Origin of the sequence: Acetitomaculum ruminis DSM 5522 (genome assembly GCF_900112085.1) — a bacterium.
GTDB classification, from domain to species: Bacteria; Bacillota; Clostridia; order Lachnospirales; family Lachnospiraceae; genus Acetitomaculum; species Acetitomaculum ruminis.
The window spans coordinates 133962-155990 of sequence record NZ_FOJY01000005.1 but is presented as its reverse complement, the minus strand read 5'-3'; the positions used below and the strand labels follow the sequence as shown (position 1 = coordinate 155990).

The window sequence follows — 22029 nt, the reverse complement described above, 5'->3', positions numbered from 1 at the left end:
CCGCCGTAAATGTGTTTATTCATCTTTTTCTGATACATCTGCTGCGCTCTCCTCTTCCGTATCAGATATTGTTGCATCTTCCATATCCTCCGCCGTAGGAGCAGGTCTGTCTTTCTGTTCTTCTGTAGGTTCAGGATAATCTGCCGCATCATCGGCATTATCAAACCAGGCGTCATTAGGATCCTTTTCCTGCTCATCTGCATCGTCTGCATATACTTCCTCTTCGGCTTCTTCATCCTCATCCTCGACAAAATCGCCGTCCTGCTTTTTCTTAATTACCTTGAAATAATATGCAGCTCCGATCACGCCACCGCCAAAGATTGCCATGATAATGTATCCCAAAAGCGGATTGCTCTTAACAGGCTCTTCCGGCTCCTCTTCGGCAGGCTCCTCCGGTTCAGTCTCCTGTGGTTCCTCCGGTGTCTCAGTAGGAGTCTCAACTTCGTGGGTATCGTCGATATCCGTATTGTTATTAGGCAATGCGCTCTCCGTCACAGGGATCTGCGATTCAAGAGCCGCTGAGTTCTTAGGCAGAGTCTCCGAATTATCTGTTGTTACATTAAGCAGGTCATTTTCTGTAATCTCTGTCAGGAAGTAAACCATTTCCTCCTGTCCGTCACGATCAATGATCAGATAAAAGACCTTGCCGCTTGCAGCTTCAATGGTATAGAACTCTTTTCCAAGGTTCATATCCTCTCCGTTTTCTCCATCTGATAAAGCTGCTTCCTCTGCATCTGCCTTGGCAAACTCAGCTTTCTTCTGTGCTTCGGGAGATGAATTGGTGCTGGTGGTTGTACTTGTCGTATTTCCGTTACTGTCAGTCGTGGTATGATCTGTAACCGTTGCTGTCGCACTGGAAGGCTTGGTTGCCTCCGCACTTGCAGGAAGCTGTTCTGCCGGATTACTGTCATCATCGGAGTTGGGATCCTTATAGTATGGATTCTTTGTCTTATAAACCTCCGATACATTCCCGGCATTATCCATGGCAGTGATCGTGAAATACTCATAGCCTGCATCGAATTGGGAAAGGCGGATATTCACGGTTCCGTTTGTAACATCTGTAAACTCATATCCGTTCACATAGATAACCTTTACACCGGAGTCATTATCGGATGCCTGGATAGTGAGAAGTCCGTCCGATACTGCCGCATTCAGCGTGGGCTTACTTGTATCAAAGCACTTAATGGAACGGCTTCTCTCATAACTCTTATCATTGGCATCGGTAACAAGCACATACACAGTGCAGTTCTCGGAAATTTCAAGGAACATATCCTCTGTTACATCGTTATAGCTGCCATTCTGTCCGATCTTTGCTTTCACGGACTTTATGGCAAAATTCCCGGTATCAAGAATATCCTCGACCTTAAAAGTGACCTTTGCGGATGTTCCGCTTGAATACCATCCCGAAGGAGTATTGATTGTGATTTTTACACTCGGCTCCTTGTATTCGCAGTCCTTAAAGTTCTGACTACATACAGGGCAGTCTTTGTTGTAATCATACTGACTGCACTTATGTTCGCAGATGCACTCAGGTTCCGGCTCAGGTGTGGGTTCTGGAGTCGGTGTGGGATCATCTTCTCCAGTCTCACCATCTCCGGATTCATTTTCAGATGTGCTGTCTCCTGTGTTGGAACCATCCCCGGCATCGGAATTATCCCCGCCTGTAGGATTCTCAACTGATGTATCTGTTCCATCTTCAGATGAACCATTATCCGTTGATTCGCTGTCTGACGCATCAGCACTTGATGACGAATCATCTGTAGTTCCTGCTTCATTACCTGTCACGCTCTCTTCGGCATATACCGATACCGCCGTGGAGCTGTTCGCAATGAATGCCCCGACCGGCAGTGCAAATAGCATCACCGATAAGATCAGCGATGCAATAATCCTAATTGATAACTTTCTTTGCATTTTCGTTTGTCTCCTTTTCATTTTCTGCATGAAAGGCCCCGCCTTCATCGGGCGGGGTCTGTTTTGATTCCTTATCCCTTGCAGCTATCATGTCCGCAACCTCTTTTTCAGAAAGGCTGTTAAATAGTGCCAACTGCTCAGGTGTTATATGTTTCTTTCTGATGATCTTCATTGCTTCCGCATCATCCGCTTCCTGTTCGAGTCTTGCCCAGTATTTCTCACGCTCGGTGTAATACTCTTTCTTCTCGGCGGCATGAATACGGTTTTTCTTGATTGTTTCTCTTTTCATCTTGCCTCCTTAATGTCCCGGCAATCTGCCAAATGCGTAGAAATGGCTCTGCCAGTATGGTGTGTTAATGGAAGAGTATTTGATGGGATCGCCTGCATGGATCATCTGACCATTGCCGGCATAGATACCAACATGGGTTACCGGATTACCGGAATTATATGTACCTGTGAAAAAGATAATATCCCCGGCTCTCGCTTCTGATGCGCTGATATGCTGGCACTGGTTATATATGCCCTGCGCTGTGGTACGTGGCAGATTGTAATATCCGCTGTGAGTCACCACATAGCACACAAAGCCCGAACAGTCGAAGCTCGTTGAAGGACTACTACCGCCCCATACATAAGGGTATCCGAGATAGTTCTCCGCTTCTGCTATAAGTGCAGCTACATCGCCACTGCCACCGATAGGATCTGTCGTGCCATAAATGGATCCGTTACCGTTTTCAAAATAGAAAAGCGGATTATAATACTCTCCATCTGATAAGCACTCCAGATGTAAGTGGCTTCCCGTTACGGCTCCCGTACTTCCGGTCTTGCCTATAATCTCTCCATGCCTTACAGTCTGCCCTGCGCTGACATTCATACTTTCAAGATGCGCATACTTCGTAGTAAAGCCTTTTGAGTCCGTGATCACGATATAATTCCCGTAATCATCGTCATAGGCTGCCGTGGTAACTGTTCCGTCATGCCCGGCATAAACCTCTGTCCCTTCCGGTACTGCGATATCAATACCTCTGTGGAACTGGTTCTCTCCGGTAATGGGATTCTTCCTATAACCGTAGTAACTCTTTATCAGGCTGTACCAGTCCGTATCGAGAGGCGTATAAAACTGCTGAAGCGCACCATTGGTCTGCTGATATGCCGCATAAAGCGTACTTGCATCGTCATTCCCGGTAAGACGCTCCGCAACGATATCCTCTAAAGGCTTACGGGTAAGTTCCACATCAAGGATCGTTACGGTATATTCCTCTTCCACTTCTTCCTCTTCACCGGTTTCCTCATTCGTAACAGTTACCGTGCGGGTTCGTGTCTCTTCCCTTGGTGTAAGGGTCAGCTCATACATCTCATCAAAAAGCGATTCGATCTCCGCATCACAGTCCGCAGCCACCACATCAACCTTTATGGCTGACAGGTAATTGATCAGCGTAAAAGGATTATGTCCGATTTCTTCCAGGTTATAGTTGTACTCGTCATAATCGGGATAATCTTCCTCGATGCTGTCTATGGTGTTCTGCAATGCCATTTCCCTTGAAGTCATGGCTTCATCCGATGCATCAAGCTGAGCTGGCTGACTCTGATAGCTTCCTGCCATAGTAGCTGACAAGCCACCGTTAAGTACGGCAGAACAACTTGATATACCTGCGGCTATAAGCATAAAAAAGAGTCCGAACAAGCCTATTGTCGCTATCGCTCCGATATGCTTCCTTGCAAACTCTGCTACTTTTCTAGCCATGTTTGTGGTTGTTGTTGCCGCTTTTTTTGCATATCCGGCAGCCTGCTTTGCCTCAGTCGTTCCTTTCTTAAGTGCCTTGGCATACTCACGCTTGATACGCTGCTTCTGAAGACGCTTCTGTATGGCTTTCTTTTTGACCTCCGGGTTTTCCTCCAAATACTTTTGATACCTGAAGTTCACTTCCGCCTTGAACTGCTTCTTTTCAAGAGCTGCCACTTTATTACTTCGCTTTGCCTGTACGCCCTGCTTTATGTTTCTTGCATGAACGATAACGGCTTCACCAGCCTCTTCTGTCCTGTGGGCAGCTTCAACACCGGAGTTATCCTTTTCATCCTCCGATATCTTGTCATGCACCAGTCCCTGTGCCTCCATCATTGCCCTGCGGTTTGCAGCAGTTATGGGATTATCATTCTTAGGCTTTTTCAGCACCTTATTGGTCTGTAGCTCATAAGTGACTTTCCCGGTCTTTTCATCGAAATGCCGTACCAGCCTGTACTCCTTACGCTGCGGCAACTTCTTTCTCGCCTTCTGGGTTTTGACTCCGGCTTTTTCAGCTTTCTTTTCAAGCATCTCAAGCTTATGGCTCTTTGCTGTCTCGGCTCCTGCCTCTTCCACAAATCCTGTCTTTCCATGGAAATCTCCATCGGACTGTATAAAGCTGTCCTTTACCCTTGCACGGCTCTCATGCTGTCTGTGCTTGCGAAGTGCCCTTGTTTCCTCACGCTGAGAAGCATACTCGGTATTTTTTTCATCTTCGTTCTCATGTCTTTTAAAGAATTCCTGATTGACCTTTCTGCTCTTTTCTTCTGCCTGAGAAACCGTATTTGCAGACGCAGCATTAAACATCTCCTGTGCTTCGCTTACAGCCTTACTTTTTACGGCACTGCCCTTACCTCTTCCATCAGCGGATCCCGTAGGACCCGCCCGTGCTTTCTTAAAATCACCGGCATCGGCTTTCGCATCAAATCCCTCGGGTTTTGCTCCGGTTATATCCGATACTTCCTTCCTTGCCGTATTATTCTTTTTCTTCGCCATCCGCATCATCTCCCTTGTCAGCAGTATGTTCCTCTTCTTCCTGTGGACGAGTGTTCATGATCGCATACGTCTTGGTATCTGTCGGATATCTGTCCGCAAACGGAATGACCACATCATTAAAAAGAATGAGTCCGCACCCGGATTCAGAGTTTGTTACATACTGGAGCTGCTTCTCCGAAAGTCCCAGCTTGTCTGCCAGGATCACCTGATCCTTTGCGTTCTGGTTAAGGAGATATACAAAATCGCTGTTACCAAGGATACCCTCGATCTCCTCCGAACGAAGGAAGTCTCCCACGTTCTGCGTAAGCCCTGTGGGAATACCGCCCCACTTTCTGAAACGCTTCCAGATCTCCACTGAATACTGCGCTGTCTGCTTATCTCTTAAAAGCAAGTGGAACTCGTCACAGTAGTAACGGGTAGCCACCCTGCGCTCACGGTTACGTGAAACCCTGTTCCATACTGCATCCTGCACTATAAGCATTCCCAGCTCTTTCAACTGCTTTCCAAGGTCTCTGATATCAAAGCAGACAATACGGTTCTGAGAATCCACGTTTGTCCTGTGGTTGAAATAGTTCTGAGAACCATGCACATATAAAACAAGGCTGTTGGCAATACGAACCGCCTTCTGCTTTGCATCAATGGCAAGCTCCTCTGATACCGCCTTGTCCGGCTCATACTTGACCAGTGCGTTATAAAGATCTTCCAATATCGGCATATTCTCCGGTCTCGGGTCTTTGAAATACTCATCATAAATACCCTCAATACAACGGTCGATGATACCCTTTTCATCATTGGCAAGACCTGTCTCCCCGCCTGCGATTGCATCACAGAGCGTGATTAAAAAGTCTGACTTAAGCTTAAGTGCCTCCCTGTCGTTCTTATGGGAAAGCTGAATATCCATCGGATTCAGATAATCCTTTGAATTGGTCGCCAGCTTAACCACCTCACCGCCAAGTGCCTTTACAAGCGGGTAATACTCGCCCTCGGGATCACAGATCAAAATATCGTCCCTTGATACAAGGAAACTTCCAAGGATCTCACGCTTTGCAGAAAATGATTTACCGGAACCGGGCGTACCTAAGATTACGCCGTTCGGTGTACGAAGCTTCTTACGGTCTGCCATGATCATGTTGTTACTTAGGGCATTCAGTCCGTAATACAAAGACTGTCCCGACTGGAAAAGCTCCTGCGTATTGAACGGCACAAGGATTGCCAGGTTCTTTGTGATCAGATGCCTGCCTTCCTTCGTTTCATTGATGCCTATGGGAGCTGCGGCATTCATAGCCACTTCCTGCTTGTACTGAAGGTCGATAAGCCTACAGTTTGCCTGCTGAATGATACCCGATACTCTCTGTGATACGCTCTCCAGTTCCTTCTTGTTTCTTCCAAAGCTCGATATCAGGATCGTTGTCCAGATGAGCTTCTGATTGCTGGTATTCAGATCATCCAAAAGCTCCATGGTGTTTTTCTCATACAGAACAATGTCTGTAGGAAGAATGTCCATGTCATACCCGGCTCTGACTGCTTTTTTCTGCTCGTCGATCTTTGTTTTCTGAACATCCGACAGTGCTCTTTTTAAGAGCTTGATCGCTTCTGTAGGCTCAATGGTTCTCATGTGGATAGATATGGAGATATTGCTGTCTATATCCAAGAGCCTCTTAAGCAGCTCGTCATTCAGTTTCGGGGATATGATGTCAAGATACTTTGTAGCCCCAAACATATGCCCCATCTTGTATCTGCCGGGGAAACGGAACTCAAAGCCCTGCGGTGCGATATAATCCTTAACCGTATTGCCGGACTCCGCCATTTCCTTAAATGAAAAACGGAAAGGCTCCATCTTATCCTGATTGAAAAACTCATACAGGACTCTTAAGCGTTCCTTTCCGTCGAGACACTTCGCATTGGTACCAAGGTTTTTGAGGTTCTTTATGATATCTGCCTCAAGGCTTATGAACCTCTGCCTTGCTTCCTTGATATTCTCTGCTTCGATGCCGAAAATGATATATTTGCTCTTGATGACTCCGTTATTCCCCTTTGCTGATAAGCTCTTTAACATATCCGAAAACTCTTCACGGATATCGTCGAACTTATCTCCCTGGGGAGAGATCTCAAACTGTGCCGCCAGTGTCTCCTCATTCACATGCCTGTTAAAGAGGAAGATCTGAAAGCTGATGGTCGGATCAAAATAGTTTATGAGCTGTGAATACAGCCCCAGTATATCCGCCCTTTCTTCCTCATCCAGAAGCACATAGTTCAGATCATAAAACTCGATCATCTTCGTATAATAATTCTTTCTAACCTTGCAGATGCCATCCTGGTACATCTTGTCAAAAGTAATGGTCTGCTGTGTGGAAATCTGCTTGCCGGACTGACCATTATCTCCGGAGAGCGTTTTCTTAAGCTTTTTCAGCTTTAAGAACTCCGCAAGCGTAAGTCCCGTGAATCTCTCAAACAGCGACTTGCCGCCTTTCTTGCTCTGCACGGCTTTTGCAGGCTTAGTTGTCTTCTTTTGACTTGCCGTCTGCTTTGCCGTAACGCTCTTCTTTCCACTTTTTTTGCTTGCGTTCAAGAGCTTCCACCTCCTTTTCCATAGATTCTCTTTCTCTTAACTGCTCGTAGAGGTTTTCCACCTTGTACCTTCTTATCCCGGGCCGGATGAATTTCATCTCAATAACCTGCTTCAAATACTGTTCCGCAGGCACTCCGTCCTTCTCATACATTGCTATAAAGAAGAACGGGAGCATGACTGCCACCATCATGAGGGCAGCCACGTCCGTCCCGATTACCTTTCTTGTCAGAAGATAAAATGGTACTCCCACCACGGCAGCCGCTCCAAAGCAAATGACCTGACGCTTTGTGAAATTCCCGATGAATTTCGACTTGATCGCCTTCGGGTCCTTTGCCACATCAACTGCGATTGCCATGTTTTTAGTCACCTCCGTTTTTATGAAGCATGAAGGATGCTCTTTGCGAGAGATCCGGTCTTAAACAGGGAGAAGCACAGGACAACGGTATAAGCCATTACCTGCCAAAGAGCTGAGTGCAGATTTGAAGCCACTGCCACAGCATTTACAAGGACTGCGTATATTGCCACGCAAACCATAATGAAAAATCCCTGGAAAGCCAGTGCTATGCATCCTTTGATATAGTTGGATCCGATGCTTCCCCACTCCCTGTTCACAAGGGTTGCAAAAGGCATCGGTGCTACCGAAACATAAAGATAGATTTCAATCATGCGCCCGTATAATATGACGGTGATCAAAACGGACATGATCTTCATACAAAAGCTGCAGAACATCGTTTCTATGCCAAGACCTATCAGCTCGCCTATCTCCATGGTTGACAGCTGTGACGAAAACATTGACTGAATCGTGGCTCCCACATCAAGCGAAGTGGAACCCGTGATGGCACTGGCAGCCTCGCTTACCATGTGACCGCCCACATCGAAGATCGCCATAACGATATCCGAGGTCTTGCTAAGAAGCATTACTGCTATGCAAGCCTTGAAAAGATATCTGAAGAAAAGGCTCGTATCGAATTCATGCATGTTGTTCTTGTCTATTACCATCGTTATCAGCTCATAACACAGCACATAGGTTATGATGATCCCGGCTATCGGTATGATGACTGTATCTGACAGGTTTTTGATCATATTGAAAATACCTGCGTTCCATGCGCTGGGAGTCTGGCTAACCTCTCCGGCGATTGTGCCTACCTTTGTATTCACATCGGTAAACATTCCTTCGAGGTTAGACATTACCCAACCTTGCAGCATTTCCTTTATGAGTTCGGTAATCTTTTCAACGATAGTGTTCATCTATCGTGATCTTCTCCTTATGAAAAGAGAGAAGTAAGCTGAGGGATCACCGTCTGGGCGATGATTACGATACCTCCGCCCGCCATCAGCTGCTTGATTCCCTGTGATTTAGCACCAGGGTTATCGTTACCATAGCCCTCCAGCAAGTTGATGATTCCCCATACGGCTACACCTGCGCCGATGGCGGTTACGACGGTTTTAAGGGCTGTTACGCTGCTAGAAAAAAAGCTCATCTCAATATCGAACACCCGTTCTATTCAGCAATCAGAAAGCCGTTAAATACTGACTTTTCAAAATGCTAATTGGGTGTCCATCCTCCTTCCAATTATTTGATTAGTTTTTTGATAGTTACTCTTGGAAGGCATAAAAATACCCTGCTTCATCTATCCTTTTTATATGCGATATCGCACATATCTGATAAAATGAACGCAGGGTTTGGTTATGCCATTCCCGCTTGGGGCAGATGATGATGTTTGCTTGGTAGGCGCTCATCGTCTGCTTCCTTTATGGATGGAATCCGCATCAGGTTTGTCCGCAAGGATCCGTTTAGCTTCATCCTATGAAGTTGTAAGTGTGGTCTTGGCTCAGGTTGTGGATTTCTCCTCCGTTTCGCCTTTGACCTGTTCGATTATTCCTGTTGCAGCATCATATTCAAATGCCGCATCCATCTTGTCATCCGGCTTAACCACCGCATGACAGAGGTTCTTGACATATTTTTCAATGTCAAATTCGTTTTTCTTGTCATAATCGGACAGCTTCTTGTACTGCTTATGCTGCGTTATATCGTATTTGTCTGAGAAAAAAGGTCTCACGCCTCTCAGCTGCATGATACACTTCCCACCATCCATGACTGCTATCTCATCCTGGCTCATGAGTTCTTTTCCGGTCTTCTGGTAATTCAGACCGTAGGACTGGCTCGTACCTCTTGTGTCCGAGGTATTATAAAGGTCAATGGTTTCTTTACCGAGGATCTCTGCCATTTCTTTCAAGGTCGTTTTTTCCTTGCCTCCCAAAAACAGGGTTGTGTCGCAGTTGCCTTCGATGGTATCCGCATTGTCCTTATAAATAGCCTTGAGCTGGGACTTTGACTGTAAAATAATAGAAGCCGATATTTCACGCGATCTGATGGTCGCTATCAGCTTCTCGAACTTGGGGATCTGACCGATATTGGCGAACTCGTCCAAAAGACATCGCACATGGATCGGCAGTCTCCCGTTATAAACATTGTCAGCGATCTCGCAGAGCAGGTTGAATAGCTGGGTGTACATGATACTGACGATAAAGTTGAAAGTATCATCAGTGTCGGAGATAATTACAAACAATGCCGTCCTCTCAGTACCCAGCTTATCAAGCTCCAGTTCATCATAACTGGTAAGCTCCCGAAGCTCTGCAATATCAAACGGAGCAAGCCTTGCACCGCATGAAATTAAAATACTTTTCGCTGTCTTGCCGGCGGCCAATTTGTACTTTTTATATTGGCGCACCGCAAAGTGATTCGGCTTCTCTGCTTCAAGCTCATCAAAGAGCAGATCCACAGGATTTTTGAAGCTTTCATCATCCTCCCTTGCCTCACTGGCATCAATCATGTCGATCAGCATAGAGAAATTCTGTTCCTTTTCCGGAGCCTCATACCAGATAAAGCCGATGTATGCTGTATATAACAGTTTCTCGGCTTTCACCCAAAAATCTTCCCCGGACTGCTGGCCCTCTCCCTTCGTATTTACTATGATCGTATTTACCAGCTTTAAAATATCCTTCTCACTACGGATGTAGGCGAAGGGGTTATAGTGCATGGAGCGTGCAAAGTTTATTGTGTTCAGGACCTTAATTTTGTATGGCTGATAGACGGTCTTTCCCTTGTCATCCTTCACCACGGCACCGTTATCATCTAAGAGCGGAATGCCCTTTTTAAGCATCCTCCCGCACTCAACCAAAACCGTGCCTTTCGGGTCAGTAACTACATATGAACTATGCATTTGCATCAGGTTTGGCTTCACGAAAAAGCGGGTCTTGCCGCTGCCACTTCCACCTATGACAAGGATATTTTTATTCCTGGCATACTTGGGTGAACTGGGTCTTCCCGACATCATGAGCCTCTCCGATGCTGTTAAGATGATATTGTTCTCGAATACCGGATCCATATAAGGCTCGATATCCTTTGCATTTCCCCATCTTGCGCTGCCATACTCCACTCCGTGTCTGAACTTTTTGGCATTCTTCGCCTTGAAATACACGATCAGGCGGAAGCCAACTCCACACGCTACTCCAAAAAGCAGATCCATTGGATTGAAACTCGGCAAAGGGTTGGCAAAAGCCTCTCCCAGCCTTGAAGCCGTATCCATAAGCCTTGGGAAAATGTCTCCCTCAACCTGTCTGAACATCCACGCTGACTTATCACAGAAATATCCTACGATAACATAGGGGATGCTCATCCGGATCAGCTTGTTTTTATCCGTGCCTTTCATCTTTTTCCGCAAGGATTCGGGTATGTTCTTTAAATCTTTTACGATTCCGTCTACTACCTTACTCATAGGCTCTGTCCCCGATCCTTGGTTTTTTCTCTGGCACGTTCCCTGTTCATTGTTTGAGTCCAGAGTTCCTTATAACGGTTCAGCCTATCCCTTACGGATTCACGGTTCTGCTTCTTTTCGTTTCCATGCACAAATTCTTTGAATGCCATCGCAATAACGTCGGCATCCCTGCCCTTGAAGAAAACAACATACTTTGGCGGATCCACGGTCTTATCTTTCTTCACGGCAAAATCAACATTGTACTTCTTCGCCACACGCTCAAAAGATTTGATGTTGTTCTCCGTTATCTCCATGGTATTCGCACCCTGATCCTTGCCCATGAGCTTCTTTACGGAAATCTTCCCATGCCAGTTAGCCTGCTTATTCTTAAGATGATTTAAGTAGGCAATCATAGCTTTCTTCAGCACATCGGCGGTCAGTTTGGAGGTTCTGATCACAAGGGCAATAGATTTCTGTGTTACTTCTTCCTGCATCATCATCCTCCTGTCTTTCGTTTATCCTCTGGTAATGTTCACAGCCAGGGAGGCACCAGCAGCCTCCTAAGATATATTTTTCTCATATAGTTCCTTTCCTCCGGTCTCCTGCCGGATAATAATCTCCATAACGCAAAAAAGGAGCAGCCTTTACGTCTCCGAAGAGATATAAAAACTGCTCCTATCGCTGTATCTACTGTTTTATTGTTCCTACCGTAGTAAATATATCGTATACAGATTTGCAAATACCATGCCGTTTTCAACCTTAAGATCATCCAGCAAAAGGCACTGGAACAGAACCGCCCGAATCACATCATCATTCAGCCTGAAAAGCTCACTGTATTTTCCATAAGCCGCCTCCGGTGATTTACTATCATGTGCCGCCTGTTGTGTACCTGCATAAGTGGCATGTGGTGTAACCTCATCCCGTGCCATATTCTTTCTGTAATCAAGGCAATCCGCATAGAGAGAACGAATCTGATATTTTCCAAAATAGAAAGAATAAGCTTCTTTCCCATCATAGGTTTTCTTACATTTCTCCAGTTCATCCTCTGCTATAGAAAAAGCGCATACATCAGTCTCTATCACGGTTTTACCGTTATAATCCGGCTTAAGCTTTCCGCCGTACCAGTTGATGTGCTGATAGATTTCCTCACGCCCGGTAATGAGCGCAGCTCTGTGAAAATCAGTCTTGCCCAGGAATACATCCATGTAGACATTGTTTGCAGACAGGGTATCATTCCATATCAGCTTTTTATGCTCTCTCACACGGAGAAGATACTGAAGGATATTGATAAGACGGTCTCTGTTGTCTATATCCCTGAACCCTTCTGCCGGAACCATAACACTATCAAGTTTTAATGGTGTCGATCCTTTCTGAATTTCTTTTTCTACAAGCGATTCTATACTCTTCGCCATTCCATCCTCCCTTTTTTCAAATAAAAAGGCAGCTACAAGATTTCTCTCATAACTGCCCTATCGCTGTATATTTTTCAAATAGATGTGGTCGGTCTGCTTTTACATCAATGCTTATTTCTATCCTCAGTATATGAAGCGCCAGCTCTATGGCTTCCGCAAGTGCTTCATCTGAGTCATTGAGCCTTGTGATGCATACGCAGTCCTCAAACTCCTTATCTCTTTTCCTTAGAATGCGGATCAATTTTATTCTTGCGTTTTTGCATAGCTGCGTCTTCGCAAACTCCCATCTGTATCCGTCTTTTGTATTATAAAACGGTTTTGAAAATTCAATAACCGCATTCTTTTCCTTTATGAAATTCGCAAGAGGAATCCCGATCAATTCCTCTTCATCTACGATAACCGTATATCCTGCCTGCTTTAAGCAATGTCGCAAAAGGATATCGGGTAACTCCTTATCAAATTCTTTTCTACATATATGGCAAGGCTCCTTATCAATGGCTCTGTCCGCTATTTTTGCCCGCCATCTATGACCACGACCGCAAGTCCACCAAACTATCCGAAGAGAATTGCGATGCACCTGCTCCGGAGAAATCATCGTATTACGATCATAGTCCCATTCAGATATCAGTTCGGGATCCGTGGTAGCAAGGTCATTCACACCGGCTACAACAACTCTGTCAGAGCATACCGGACAGGATGACCCCTTTACCCTGCTGTCTATGACTGCCCGCCATTCATAACCGCATACACGGCACTTCCACCATACATTTTCCCTGGACTTCGGGAATACTTCATCAGCCCTCTTTGGAGCATTTTTCTCCGACCACTCCTTGGCAAGTTCAGGATAATTACTGGCAAGATCATTGAAGCCCTTATAAAGCATGTGTCCTTCACAATATGGACACTGGCTCCCATAGTATCTGTCAGCTATCTTTGCTATCCACTCATGCCCTTGGATGCATCTCCACCATACGGATTTGTTGGTACAGGATAAAACCATATCCGGCATAAGCGGATGATTTTTATCTGACCACTCGGATACAAGTTCAGGCTTCATCGTAGCAAGGTCATTAAAGCCTTTTAAAAGCTGATTGCCGTTGCAATACGGACAATCTGAACCTTTTACTCTGTTCTTCACTATTGCCTGCCATTCGTGTCCACAGGAGCCTCTCCACCACACCCGCTTATGTGATCCAATCGTAACATCAGATGGCATGAGCGGAAGATTTTTGTTACTCCATTGTGCGACAAGCTCCGGGCATTTCTCAGACACCGTTTCCTTCATGCATCACAACCTCCCCGTTATGACCTGTACGGTCGTTGCTACCGCTTTTATCACAGCCACAATAGCCATAAACCCGCCTATAATCCCTCCAACGATACAATCCAGGGCTATCACACCAAGAGAGCCTGCAATGCCGTAATTCCTCGGTATCAGCCACAACCACATCCGTCTGATGCCAAATGGAAATCCTACGAGGATCCAGAACAAAAAGAAATCAAAACCTTCAGGCTTATTGCAGACCGGATAACAGAACAGCACCATAAAGCTGATTGCCAGTACCGGCAATATGACCTTAAATATCATCGCTGATAATCTCTCACTCATTAGCTGCCCTCCTCATGATTTCTTCGGCACTTGATGATTGACCGATTTGCCTTTCTTCAAGCTCCTGTATCTGTGCGTTTCTCTCAGTCTCCCTTTGACGAGCCATCTTCTGAGACATCTCGTACCATTCTTCTGTGTGCATATCGTGATGGACAAGCTGTGTGAAGTAATTATCCATCGTTGTAGGCGCATTAAAGAGTGATGCAATCATATACTTTCGCATATTGTGTATCTTACCGAGATTCTCGGCTATCATCCCCATAACATACTCAACATGACTCGCTGTCAGCGATAAGATTCTTTTACGAACAAGCCATTGGGGATACTCTGTTCCTCCGATATTCAGCGACTCTCTTTTCCCGGCTACAAGATCAACCATAACTTCAAACAGTTCGTCAAATCGACTGTTATATTCTGCTCTGTACCTTGCAGACATTTCGTCGTAATAGATATTCTCCTTGATTTGTGCAATATCTTCACGTATCACATCCTCATCCCATCCTGAGTTATCCACAGACTCATCCGCCCCTGTAATATTACCAGTAACCTGGATAAGATTATGATTAGGCTCAATAATATTTTTTAAATAATTATTAGTATCTATTGGTGCGGAATTTCCCACTTCAAGAACAAGGAAATCCCCATCTCTAGAGATTGGTTTTTCATCATTCAAGACTTCGGTTTTTCCTGTTTCAGAAAAAAGTTTTCCACAATCATCCGTTTCTTCAGAGTACGATTTTTCCGACTTCTTGCTGACAAAATTCTTCACATAAATGATATCCGGTTTGCCCTGCCCTCTGCGTTTTTTCTCGATAAGTCCAAATTCTATGAGATTTTTCAGAGTTGACCTTGCTTTATCAGCACTGCAATCATGAAGCAGTTTCTGTATGGATTCCAGTGATCTTATGACATAGGTTTTTCCTGCCTCATCAACCCATCCGTTCTGCTTTGAAAATGCAACCTGCTCATGTAGAAAACCATACAGGATGCATTCTGCTAGACCTAAATCCAAGTAATCAGGATCCTCGAAAAACACTTTCGGTATCTTCAAGAATCGGAATTGTTCACTTTCTGCACCAGAATAGTAATCGTAATCGAACTTTGGCATTTTACACACCTCCATGCGTCTTACGGTAATCTGCAAGGAGTCTTACGATCAGACTCTCAATTTCTGCATCGCTTGCCTCAGCGGGGAAATACTGCATGATCACTTCATGTTTAATGACCACATTTCTTTCCTTAATACTGGCTACCGCCAACAAAGCGTGAAGCGCTTCCTTTGTGCAGCGTTTTTCCTGTGAGAGCTTCTTTATCTGCTGTGCCTGTGAAAGAGACGGAACAACATTATCCTCTTCCATGACTTCCATAAGAAGAAACTGCTCACTCGGAGTGATATATGATAACTCAACTGCCGGGTTGAACTTTATCTTCTTGTTATCAACCATTTCCAACAGCTGCGGCAGAAGCTCTGTGAGACGGATATACCGCTGAATAGTTCTTGCACTATCACTGTTACCCTCGCTGAGTTGATTCACGCTCCATAAATTCTCGCCAACTTGGCGAGAATTATTTGATTCAGGTCTTCCCGCTTTATTCTGTCTTTTGATTGCATCAAGCTTCATCTTGTAAGCAAACGCCTTCTCACTCGGCAGAATCTCTTCCCTCTGGAGGTTAGCGTCCACCATTGCGATCACGGCTTCATCATCTGTCAGGTCCCTTATGATAACAGGAACCGTCTCCAGTCCGACTATCTCAGCCGCATGTTTACGCCTGTGACCGGATATCACTTCATAGCCGCCTTCAGGTCTGTTACGAACCATGATCGGTACGAGGATACCGTTCTCACGGACACTTTCAACTGTCTGAGCCATCTTTTCATCATCCAAGACCTTAAACGGATGATTCTGAAATGGGAAAAGCTCTCTGATCGGAACATCAAGCACCTGTCCGGTCTGTTCCTGATCAATACCAAAAAGAGAATCCAGTCCTTTTAGCTGTACCCTGTCCGGAAGTGATTTCTTAGCAGCCATACGCCAGCACCTCCTTTGTCAGTTCTTCAAAAGCTCTTGCGACCTTGCACTTAGGATCATGCTTATATATGCTGTGTCCGTATGCAGTACATTCCTTTGCCCTTACGGACTCCGGTATCATCACATCAAATACCTTTATCTGACTGCCATAGGCTTCACGGAGCTTTTCTATGATATCTTTCTCATGGTTGGTACGGGTATTTACCTTATTGATAACGATGCCCTCAACCTCCAACTTACGATTGAGTTTTCTCTTGGTTGAGCCTATCGACGCAAGCAGCTGTTGAAGACCAGCCATCGAAAGATAAGATGCTTCAACCGGAATGATTACAGAATCCGCAGTTGTCAGCACATTGATCGTTACCAGATTGAGGCTGGGTGAACAATCAATCAAAATATAATCATATTCATCCCTAACGCTTGATACGAAAGCATCCAGCAGATGCTCTCTGCTGAGAGCATTCATTATCATGTAGTCCATACCGGCAAGCTTTATATTGCACGGCATGAGATCCACGCCTTCATCGTTATGGAGAATATACTCCGCAGGATCTATCGGATCCTCATTTATCTCACGCTCTATGAAAGAAGCAAGAGTGTTCTCCAGTTCATCCGCATTATCTATACCGAGACTGGATGTTAAATTTCCCTGGGGATCAGCATCAATGACCAATACCTTTTTGTCATTCATGGCAAGACCAACGCTCAAATTGCTTGCCAACGCTGTCTTCCCGACTCCCCCTTTTTGATTAGCTACTGCGATTACTTTAGCCATAACCGTTCCTCCTGTTCTTTTTTATCTGTTGCCCTGCCTTTTGCGGGCTTCTATTTTTGTTCTTTTGTCCACATCCGAAAACACTCGGAAGATCTTGTTGGTTCCCTTATTCTTTAAGGGCTTGGATTGGCTTGTGACTTGGTACACCTTGTCTTTTTCCATGTGTTCCAAATAATCTTTCAGCTCGTAGGTCGGTCCCGAAACTCTTACTTTTAACATACTCGTTCATTCCTCCTCTGATTGGGTATAATCTCTGTCTCATTTCGGGAACGGTTATTCTCATAATCGCTCTGCCTGCACCTATCGCTGTACTTGTTTTCATGGCATTTCCTCCTTGCTAATAGTTTTTGACCATAACAAAAAGGACACTCTCAAAAGATTTCTCTTTTAGAAAGTGTCCTTAATTTTGCAAATATTTGATTGACTACCCAAGAAGTAAATGCATTATCATGTACTGTCCTGCATCTACCATTGGAACTATTGTGGTACTTTTGTGGTACCTAAGCTCCTTTTACCACTCGAAACCCTTGATTTTACTGGGGTTTACTTGCCTGTTGACTTCAGCGTCGGGAATAATAATACATCCCTTATAGCCTGAGAATCTGTCAAAAGCATAACCAGTCTGTCGATACCGTAACCGATACCTCCTGTAGGCGGCATACCGATTTCAAGAGCATATAAGAAGTCTTCATCTGTATGGTTTGCTTCTTCATCTCCTGCTTCAAAAGCAGCATCCTGAGCTTTGAAACGCTCTCTTTGATCAATAGGGTCGTTAAGCTCAGAATAAGCATTGCACATTTCCCAGGTATTAATGAAAAGCTCAAAACGTTCAACTTTTTCAGGAGCAGAAGGTTTTTTCTTTGTAAGAGGTGAAATAGCAATAGGATGATCCATTACAAAAGTAGGCTGAATCAGGTTCTTTTCACAAAATTCTTCAAAGAATAAATTAATAATATCGCCTTTTGTGTGACGTTCTTCAAATTCTACACCTTTTTCTATAGCTAATGATTTAGCTGCTGCATCGTCAGCAACTGTATCAAAATCAATTCCTGTATATTTTTTAATACAATCAATCATTGTAATTCGCTCAAAAGGCTTTCCAAGATCTATCTCAATTCCGTTGTAGCTGATTTTTGTGCTTCCGCATACTTTTTCTGCAAGATAACGAAACATTGACTCTGTAAGTTCCATCATTCCTTCATAGTCTGTGTAAGCCTGATAAAGCTCCATAAGGGTAAATTCAGGATTATGTCTTGTATCTACACCTTCATTACGGAATACTCTTCCAATTTCGTAAACTCTCTCCAAGCCTCCTACAATAAGTCTTTTAAGATATAGTTCAAGAGAAATACGAAGTTTTACATCTTCATCTAATGCATTATAGTGAGTTTCAAAAGGTCTCGCAGCTGCACCACCGGCATTTGATACAAGCATTGGTGTTTCTACTTCCATGAAATCTCTTTCATCAAGAAATGAACGGATTTCTTTTATTATTTTTGAACGCTTTATAAAAACATTTCTGCTATCCTCATTCATGATAAGGTCAATATATCTTTGACGATAGCGTGTATCTGTATCTGTCAATCCATGAAATTTTTCAGGTAAAATCTGAAGGCTCTTTGTAAGAAGGGTCATTTCTTCAGCGTGAATAGATATTTCTCCGGTTTTTGTTCTGAAAAGAAAACCTTTTACTCCGTAAATATCACCAATGTCGGATTTTTTAAAATCCTCATATGCTTCGTCCCCAAGAGCATCTTTTGCTACATAAATCTGAATATTTCCTTGTAAGTCACGGATATTGCAAAATGACGCTTTTCCCATTTTACGCTTAAACATCATACGACCAGCGATTGATACTCTTATTGGATCAGCATCCATAATTGCGCGTCTTTCGTTATAATCTTTTGTTATGACCTCTTTTTTTGCTTCATCATCAAGACCATCTGTTGAAGGTTTTTCTCTTCCGGAAAGTAATTTTGCCTCATGTGCCTCATATATATCCTTTGCCTCTAGGGTATGATGGCTTTGTTCATATTTTGTAATAACAAAAGGATCCTTTCCGTTGTCCTGTAAATCTTTTAATTTATCACGACGAACCTTTAAAAGCTGATTAAGATCTTGTTCTTTACCTGCCAATTTATTCACTCCTTTAAAAATATACTCAATTATTTAATAATATCTAAAACCTTGTACTGAATCTCTCCAACCTGTGTTTCAACGGTAACAACATCACCTACATGAGCTTTTAAAATAGCCATTCCTACAGGAGATTCGTTTGAAATCTTTCCTTCAAGGCTGTTTGCCTCTGTAGAACCTACAATTTTGTATTCCAATTCTTCGTCATATTCACAGTCCAAAAGTCTAACAGTAGCACCGATACTTACTTTATCATCTTCAACATCTTCATCTGCAACGATTTCTGCATTCTTTAAAATTTTAGTAATTTCTTCAATACGCGCTTCAATATCTCTTTGTTCGTCTTTAGCAGCATCGTATTCGGCATTTTCCGAAAGGTCTCCCTGTTCTCTTGCTTCTTTAATTTTCTGAGCTATTTCCTTACGCTGAACTACTTTAAGATCCTGAAGCTCATCCTCAAGTTTTTTCAAACCTTCTTCGGTTAAAATTGTCTTTTTCTCTTCCATAATTTATTCTACCTTTCCATAATTTTTATCCGTCTTTTTGCTTATACAGATATTTTCTAATCATTTCTGTATAAAAATCGTATCTGGTAATTTGTAAAAATCAGCTCCCACATGTACTTTGGATCTTAACATTATAAGAGCCATCCTCAAACTAGAAAAAAGCGCTTTAAGCGCCAATTCAACTAATTTAAAACAAAGGATATGGTATTATATAACATATGTATAAATTTGTCAATTTATCAGCTTTTTAGTTAATTTTTCTATTTTTATTCCACACTGTTTTTTTCTTTACTTGAACGCAGTGTAAGCAATCCCCCGCTTCAAAAGCGTAAGCTTTAAGCGGGGGTATAAGCTTACTAGTGTCAGAAGGGGTTAAAGCCCCTTCTGACAGGTGGCACATAGTGCCACTGCGTTCATGAGGAAGTAGCGAAGCGGATTCCGAATGTCCGCTTTACACTTTGAATTTTTCAATCATTTCAATAAGCTCATTAAGGCTTTCTATTTTATTAATCTGTCTTCTAAGGGCGGTAGCACCATAAAGACCTGCTGTGTACCAGCCTGTATGTTTTCTCATTTCCCTTACTCCGATATATTCTCCTTTGTATTCACAAAGCATTTTTGAGTGTCTGATAATCATATCACAGATTTCATCCATATCCGGAGGCGGAATCAATTCATTATTTTCAAGATAGGCATTTATTCTTTTAAATATCCAGGGATTTCCTCTGGCACTTCTGCCTACCATTACTCCGTCACAACCTGTTTCATCAAGCATTTTTTTAGCTTTTTGGGGAGAATTAATGTCACCATTTCCTATAAGGGGAATGGATATGGCATCCTTTACCTTAGCTATCATTTCCCAGTCGGCTTCTCCAGAATAATATTGTTCTCTGGTTCTACCGTGAAGACAAAGGGCTGAAGCTCCTGCATCTTCTAACATCTTTGCAACTTCAAGGCAATTTATGCTTTCTTTGTCAAATCCGGTTCTTATTTTAACTGTCATGGGCTTTTTTATCTTTTTTACTGTTTCTTTGACAATTTTATAAGCCAATTCGGGATTTTTCATTAAGGCTGAGCCTTCAGAGTTATTAACTACTTTGGGCACCGGACATCCCATGTTAAAATCCAATATGTCAAAGGGAAGTTCCTCAATTTGTAAAGCCATTTCACTTACAATATCAGGATCAGAACCAAAAAGCTGTAATGATACGGGATGCTCATCTTTTGAAATGTTTAATAATTCCTTTGTTCCCTTGTTTTTATAAAATATTGCTTTGGCACTTATCATTTCAGAACAAACAAGTCCTGCTCCAAATTCATGACAAAGCCTTCTAAAGGGCAAATCCGTCACTCCTGCCATTGGGCCTAAAACCACATTGTTTTTAAGTTTTACATTTCCTATCTTCATTTTATAATTCCTTCTTATTCATCTGAAAAATAGCAAGTAATCCTATCATGGTAAGCTCTTTGTCATAAAAATCAATATAATCAGTAGACTGTGCTATTATCCTGCCAAGACCGCCTGTGGCAACTACCTTTATATTATCAATCTGTGCTTCTTCTTTCATCTTTTTAATGATATATTCAGTCTGACCTATCTGACCATATACAAGTCCTGCCTGCATACTGGAGATGGTCTCCTTTGCCAGAATATGATCCGGCTTTTTAATCTCTATCTCCGGTAGCTGGGCTGCATCCCTCCAAAGAGCCATGGCCGATATCTGTATACCGGGAGCTGTTATACCTGCTGCGAAAGAATGATCCTCCAAAATCAAATCATAGGTTGTGGCTGTTCCAAAATCAATTACAATAAGGGGGCCATCGTATTTTGAAAGGGCACCTGCCGCATCTACTATCCTGTCTGTTCCAATCTGACCCGGGTTATAGGTTATTTTTTTGATTCCCGTTTCTGTATTTGAATCGATAATCATTGGTTTTACGCATAAATATCTCTCAATACCGGTTACAAGAGCATGCATGATATTTGGTACAACTGATGCAATTACAGCATCAGTAATATCTTTGGGGCTGATATTTCTTCCCTGAAGAATATTTTTTAAAAGAACTCCTATTTCATCTGCTGTCCTTGGGGTTTTGGTAGTTATTCTAAACATTCCAAGAATTTTTTCACCATCAAAGATGGCTGAAGTAATATTGGTATTTCCTACATCAAGGGCAAGAAGCATTTTTATTTCCTCCGTCTAAATATTTACAAATCCACATGTTCTTTCAGTATAACAACTTTGTAATATAATTCAATAGAATTAAAAAGTTCCTTTTTTTCTTCTTTTATTTTTTTGATTTTTAGGTCACTTCCAATTTCATCAAACAAAAGATCATTTTCTTTTGCAGATACTTCAAGTCGTAAACTACCTTCATTGTCAAAAATTAATGAAATAATGCCTCCCACTTCCTCGGTAAAAAGTACACACATAATATGAAGTTCTGTTTTTACTGCTTCAGGAAGCCTTTCAAACAGGGGATTTAAGTAATATTTTTTTTCGTAAACGCTGGCTGCGCAAAGTACAACTTCTTCCATTTTTTATT

22 protein-coding genes are annotated in these 22029 nt (G+C 43.2%); all 22 read right to left on the bottom strand.

The features are described from left to right. Positions 1 to 15: 15 nt before the first annotated feature. Positions 16 to 1911 carry a CD1107 family mobile element protein gene (locus tag BM153_RS04720; protein ID WP_092871273.1) on the bottom strand — a complete coding sequence of 632 codons (1896 nt, stop codon included), beginning with the start codon at positions 1909 to 1911 and terminating at the stop codon, positions 16 to 18. Then, complete coding sequence (locus tag BM153_RS04715; protein WP_092871271.1) at positions 1889 to 2200, bottom strand: hypothetical protein; 312 nt, start codon at positions 2198 to 2200, stop codon at positions 1889 to 1891. Before BM153_RS04715 ends, BM153_RS04720 begins: the two co-directional genes overlap by 23 nt. 9 nt (positions 2201 to 2209) lie before the next feature. Beyond that, positions 2210 to 4687: a CD1108 family mobile element protein gene (locus tag BM153_RS04710; protein WP_092871269.1), complete on the bottom strand. Its 2478-nt coding sequence runs from the start codon at positions 4685 to 4687 to the stop codon at positions 2210 to 2212. Next, positions 4668 to 7256, bottom strand: a complete 2589-nt coding sequence (locus BM153_RS04705; protein ID WP_330392018.1) for a VirB4-like conjugal transfer ATPase, CD1110 family — start codon at positions 7254 to 7256, stop codon at positions 4668 to 4670. The genes BM153_RS04710 and BM153_RS04705 overlap by 20 nt, the downstream gene beginning before the upstream one ends. Next, on the bottom strand, positions 7183 to 7611 hold the full coding sequence (locus BM153_RS04700) for a PrgI family protein (protein WP_092871267.1): 429 nt from the start codon (positions 7609 to 7611) through the stop codon (positions 7183 to 7185). The genes BM153_RS04705 and BM153_RS04700 overlap by 74 nt, the downstream gene beginning before the upstream one ends. A 20-nt stretch (positions 7612 to 7631) precedes the next feature. Further along, positions 7632 to 8504, bottom strand: a complete 873-nt coding sequence (locus BM153_RS04695; protein WP_026667050.1) for a VirB6/TrbL-like conjugal transfer protein, CD1112 family — start codon at positions 8502 to 8504, stop codon at positions 7632 to 7634. Positions 8505 to 8521: 17 nt separating this feature from the next. Further along, on the bottom strand, positions 8522 to 8737 hold the full coding sequence (locus tag BM153_RS04690) for a Maff2 family mobile element protein (protein WP_092871265.1): 216 nt from the start codon (positions 8735 to 8737) through the stop codon (positions 8522 to 8524). 351 nt (positions 8738 to 9088) lie between these two features. Continuing rightward, positions 9089 to 11035, bottom strand: a complete 1947-nt coding sequence (locus tag BM153_RS04685; protein WP_092871263.1) for a VirD4-like conjugal transfer protein, CD1115 family — start codon at positions 11033 to 11035, stop codon at positions 9089 to 9091. Then, positions 11032 to 11508 carry a PcfB family protein gene (locus BM153_RS04680; protein ID WP_027215728.1) on the bottom strand — a complete coding sequence of 159 codons (477 nt, stop codon included), beginning with the start codon at positions 11506 to 11508 and terminating at the stop codon, positions 11032 to 11034. The genes BM153_RS04685 and BM153_RS04680 overlap by 4 nt, the downstream gene beginning before the upstream one ends. Before the next feature lie 210 nt (positions 11509 to 11718). Continuing rightward, on the bottom strand, positions 11719 to 12426 hold the full coding sequence (locus tag BM153_RS04675) for a hypothetical protein (RefSeq protein WP_092871261.1): 708 nt from the start codon (positions 12424 to 12426) through the stop codon (positions 11719 to 11721). A gap of 46 nt (positions 12427 to 12472) precedes the next feature. Continuing rightward, entirely contained in the window at positions 12473 to 13711 is a 1239-nt protein-coding gene (locus tag BM153_RS04670) for a zinc-ribbon domain-containing protein (protein ID WP_092871258.1), read from the bottom strand. A 3-nt stretch (positions 13712 to 13714) separates the two neighbouring features. Next, on the bottom strand, positions 13715 to 14035 hold the full coding sequence (locus tag BM153_RS04665; RefSeq protein WP_092871256.1) for a DUF6050 family protein: 321 nt from the start codon (positions 14033 to 14035) through the stop codon (positions 13715 to 13717). Further along, positions 14028 to 15143 carry a DUF6017 domain-containing protein gene (locus tag BM153_RS04660; RefSeq protein ID WP_177205573.1) on the bottom strand — a complete coding sequence of 372 codons (1116 nt, stop codon included), beginning with the start codon at positions 15141 to 15143 and terminating at the stop codon, positions 14028 to 14030. Before BM153_RS04660 ends, BM153_RS04665 begins: the two co-directional genes overlap by 8 nt. A 1-nt stretch (position 15144) precedes the next feature. Beyond that, positions 15145 to 16065: a ParB/RepB/Spo0J family partition protein gene (locus BM153_RS04655; protein WP_092871251.1), complete on the bottom strand. Its 921-nt coding sequence runs from the start codon at positions 16063 to 16065 to the stop codon at positions 15145 to 15147. Next, a complete protein-coding gene (locus tag BM153_RS04650; protein ID WP_026667042.1) occupies positions 16055 to 16840 on the bottom strand; it encodes a ParA family protein in 786 nt (261 codons plus the stop codon). The genes BM153_RS04655 and BM153_RS04650 overlap by 11 nt, the downstream gene beginning before the upstream one ends. Positions 16841 to 16861: 21 nt before the next feature. Continuing rightward, entirely contained in the window at positions 16862 to 17011 is a 150-nt protein-coding gene (locus tag BM153_RS14375; protein ID WP_408606163.1) for a hypothetical protein, read from the bottom strand. Beyond that, on the bottom strand, positions 16947 to 17162 hold the full coding sequence (locus tag BM153_RS13925; RefSeq protein WP_242949071.1) for a hypothetical protein: 216 nt from the start codon (positions 17160 to 17162) through the stop codon (positions 16947 to 16949). Before BM153_RS13925 ends, BM153_RS14375 begins: the two co-directional genes overlap by 65 nt. A gap of 221 nt (positions 17163 to 17383) precedes the next feature. Further along, positions 17384 to 18985, bottom strand: a complete 1602-nt coding sequence (lysS, locus tag BM153_RS04640) for a lysine--tRNA ligase (protein WP_242949070.1) — start codon at positions 18983 to 18985, stop codon at positions 17384 to 17386. A gap of 20 nt (positions 18986 to 19005) precedes the next feature. Then, complete coding sequence (greA, locus tag BM153_RS04635; RefSeq protein ID WP_092871247.1) at positions 19006 to 19482, bottom strand: transcription elongation factor GreA; 477 nt, start codon at positions 19480 to 19482, stop codon at positions 19006 to 19008. A gap of 451 nt (positions 19483 to 19933) precedes the next feature. Next, positions 19934 to 20890 carry a tRNA dihydrouridine synthase DusB gene (dusB, locus tag BM153_RS04630; protein WP_092871245.1) on the bottom strand — a complete coding sequence of 319 codons (957 nt, stop codon included), beginning with the start codon at positions 20888 to 20890 and terminating at the stop codon, positions 19934 to 19936. Position 20891: 1 nt separating this feature from the next. Further along, positions 20892 to 21668, bottom strand: coding sequence for a type III pantothenate kinase (locus BM153_RS04625; protein ID WP_092871243.1), 777 nt, complete (start codon positions 21666 to 21668; stop codon positions 20892 to 20894). Positions 21669 to 21691: 23 nt separating this feature from the next. Beyond that, a complete protein-coding gene (locus tag BM153_RS04620) occupies positions 21692 to 22021 on the bottom strand; it encodes a DUF6145 family protein (RefSeq protein ID WP_092871241.1) in 330 nt (109 codons plus the stop codon). Between the last annotated feature and the right edge of the window lie 8 nt (positions 22022 to 22029).

Bases quoted from the DNA above. Each gene is read 5' to 3' on its own strand.
- BM153_RS04720 (WP_092871273.1), bottom strand. From the start codon at position 1,911: ATGCAAAGAAAGTTATCAATTAGGATTATTGCATCGCTGATCTTATCG.
- BM153_RS04715 (WP_092871271.1), bottom strand. From the start codon at position 2,200: ATGAAAAGAGAAACAATCAAGAAAAACCGTATTCATGCCGCCGAGAAG.
- BM153_RS04710 (WP_092871269.1), bottom strand. From the start codon at position 4,687: ATGGCGAAGAAAAAGAATAATACGGCAAGGAAGGAAGTATCGGATATA.
- BM153_RS04700 (WP_092871267.1), bottom strand. From the start codon at position 7,611: ATGGCAATCGCAGTTGATGTGGCAAAGGACCCGAAGGCGATCAAGTCG.
- BM153_RS04695 (WP_026667050.1), bottom strand. From the start codon at position 8,504: ATGAACACTATCGTTGAAAAGATTACCGAACTCATAAAGGAAATGCTG.
- BM153_RS04690 (WP_092871265.1), bottom strand. From the start codon at position 8,737: ATGAGCTTTTTTTCTAGCAGCGTAACAGCCCTTAAAACCGTCGTAACC.
- BM153_RS04685 (WP_092871263.1), bottom strand. From the start codon at position 11,035: ATGAGTAAGGTAGTAGACGGAATCGTAAAAGATTTAAAGAACATACCC.
- BM153_RS04680 (WP_027215728.1), bottom strand. From the start codon at position 11,508: ATGCAGGAAGAAGTAACACAGAAATCTATTGCCCTTGTGATCAGAACC.
- BM153_RS04675 (WP_092871261.1), bottom strand. From the start codon at position 12,426: ATGGCGAAGAGTATAGAATCGCTTGTAGAAAAAGAAATTCAGAAAGGA.
- BM153_RS04670 (WP_092871258.1), bottom strand. From the start codon at position 13,711: ATGAAGGAAACGGTGTCTGAGAAATGCCCGGAGCTTGTCGCACAATGG.
- BM153_RS04665 (WP_092871256.1), bottom strand. From the start codon at position 14,035: ATGAGTGAGAGATTATCAGCGATGATATTTAAGGTCATATTGCCGGTA.
- BM153_RS04660 (WP_177205573.1), bottom strand. From the start codon at position 15,143: ATGCCAAAGTTCGATTACGATTACTATTCTGGTGCAGAAAGTGAACAA.
- BM153_RS04655 (WP_092871251.1), bottom strand. From the start codon at position 16,065: ATGGCTGCTAAGAAATCACTTCCGGACAGGGTACAGCTAAAAGGACTG.
- BM153_RS04650 (WP_026667042.1), bottom strand. From the start codon at position 16,840: ATGGCTAAAGTAATCGCAGTAGCTAATCAAAAAGGGGGAGTCGGGAAG.
- BM153_RS13925 (WP_242949071.1), bottom strand. From the start codon at position 17,162: ATGAAAACAAGTACAGCGATAGGTGCAGGCAGAGCGATTATGAGAATA.
- greA (WP_092871247.1), bottom strand. From the start codon at position 19,482: ATGGAAGAGAAAAAGACAATTTTAACCGAAGAAGGTTTGAAAAAACTT.
- dusB (WP_092871245.1), bottom strand. From the start codon at position 20,890: ATGAAGATAGGAAATGTAAAACTTAAAAACAATGTGGTTTTAGGCCCA.
- BM153_RS04625 (WP_092871243.1), bottom strand. From the start codon at position 21,668: ATGCTTCTTGCCCTTGATGTAGGAAATACCAATATTACTTCAGCCATC.
- BM153_RS04620 (WP_092871241.1), bottom strand. From the start codon at position 22,021: ATGGAAGAAGTTGTACTTTGCGCAGCCAGCGTTTACGAAAAAAAATAT.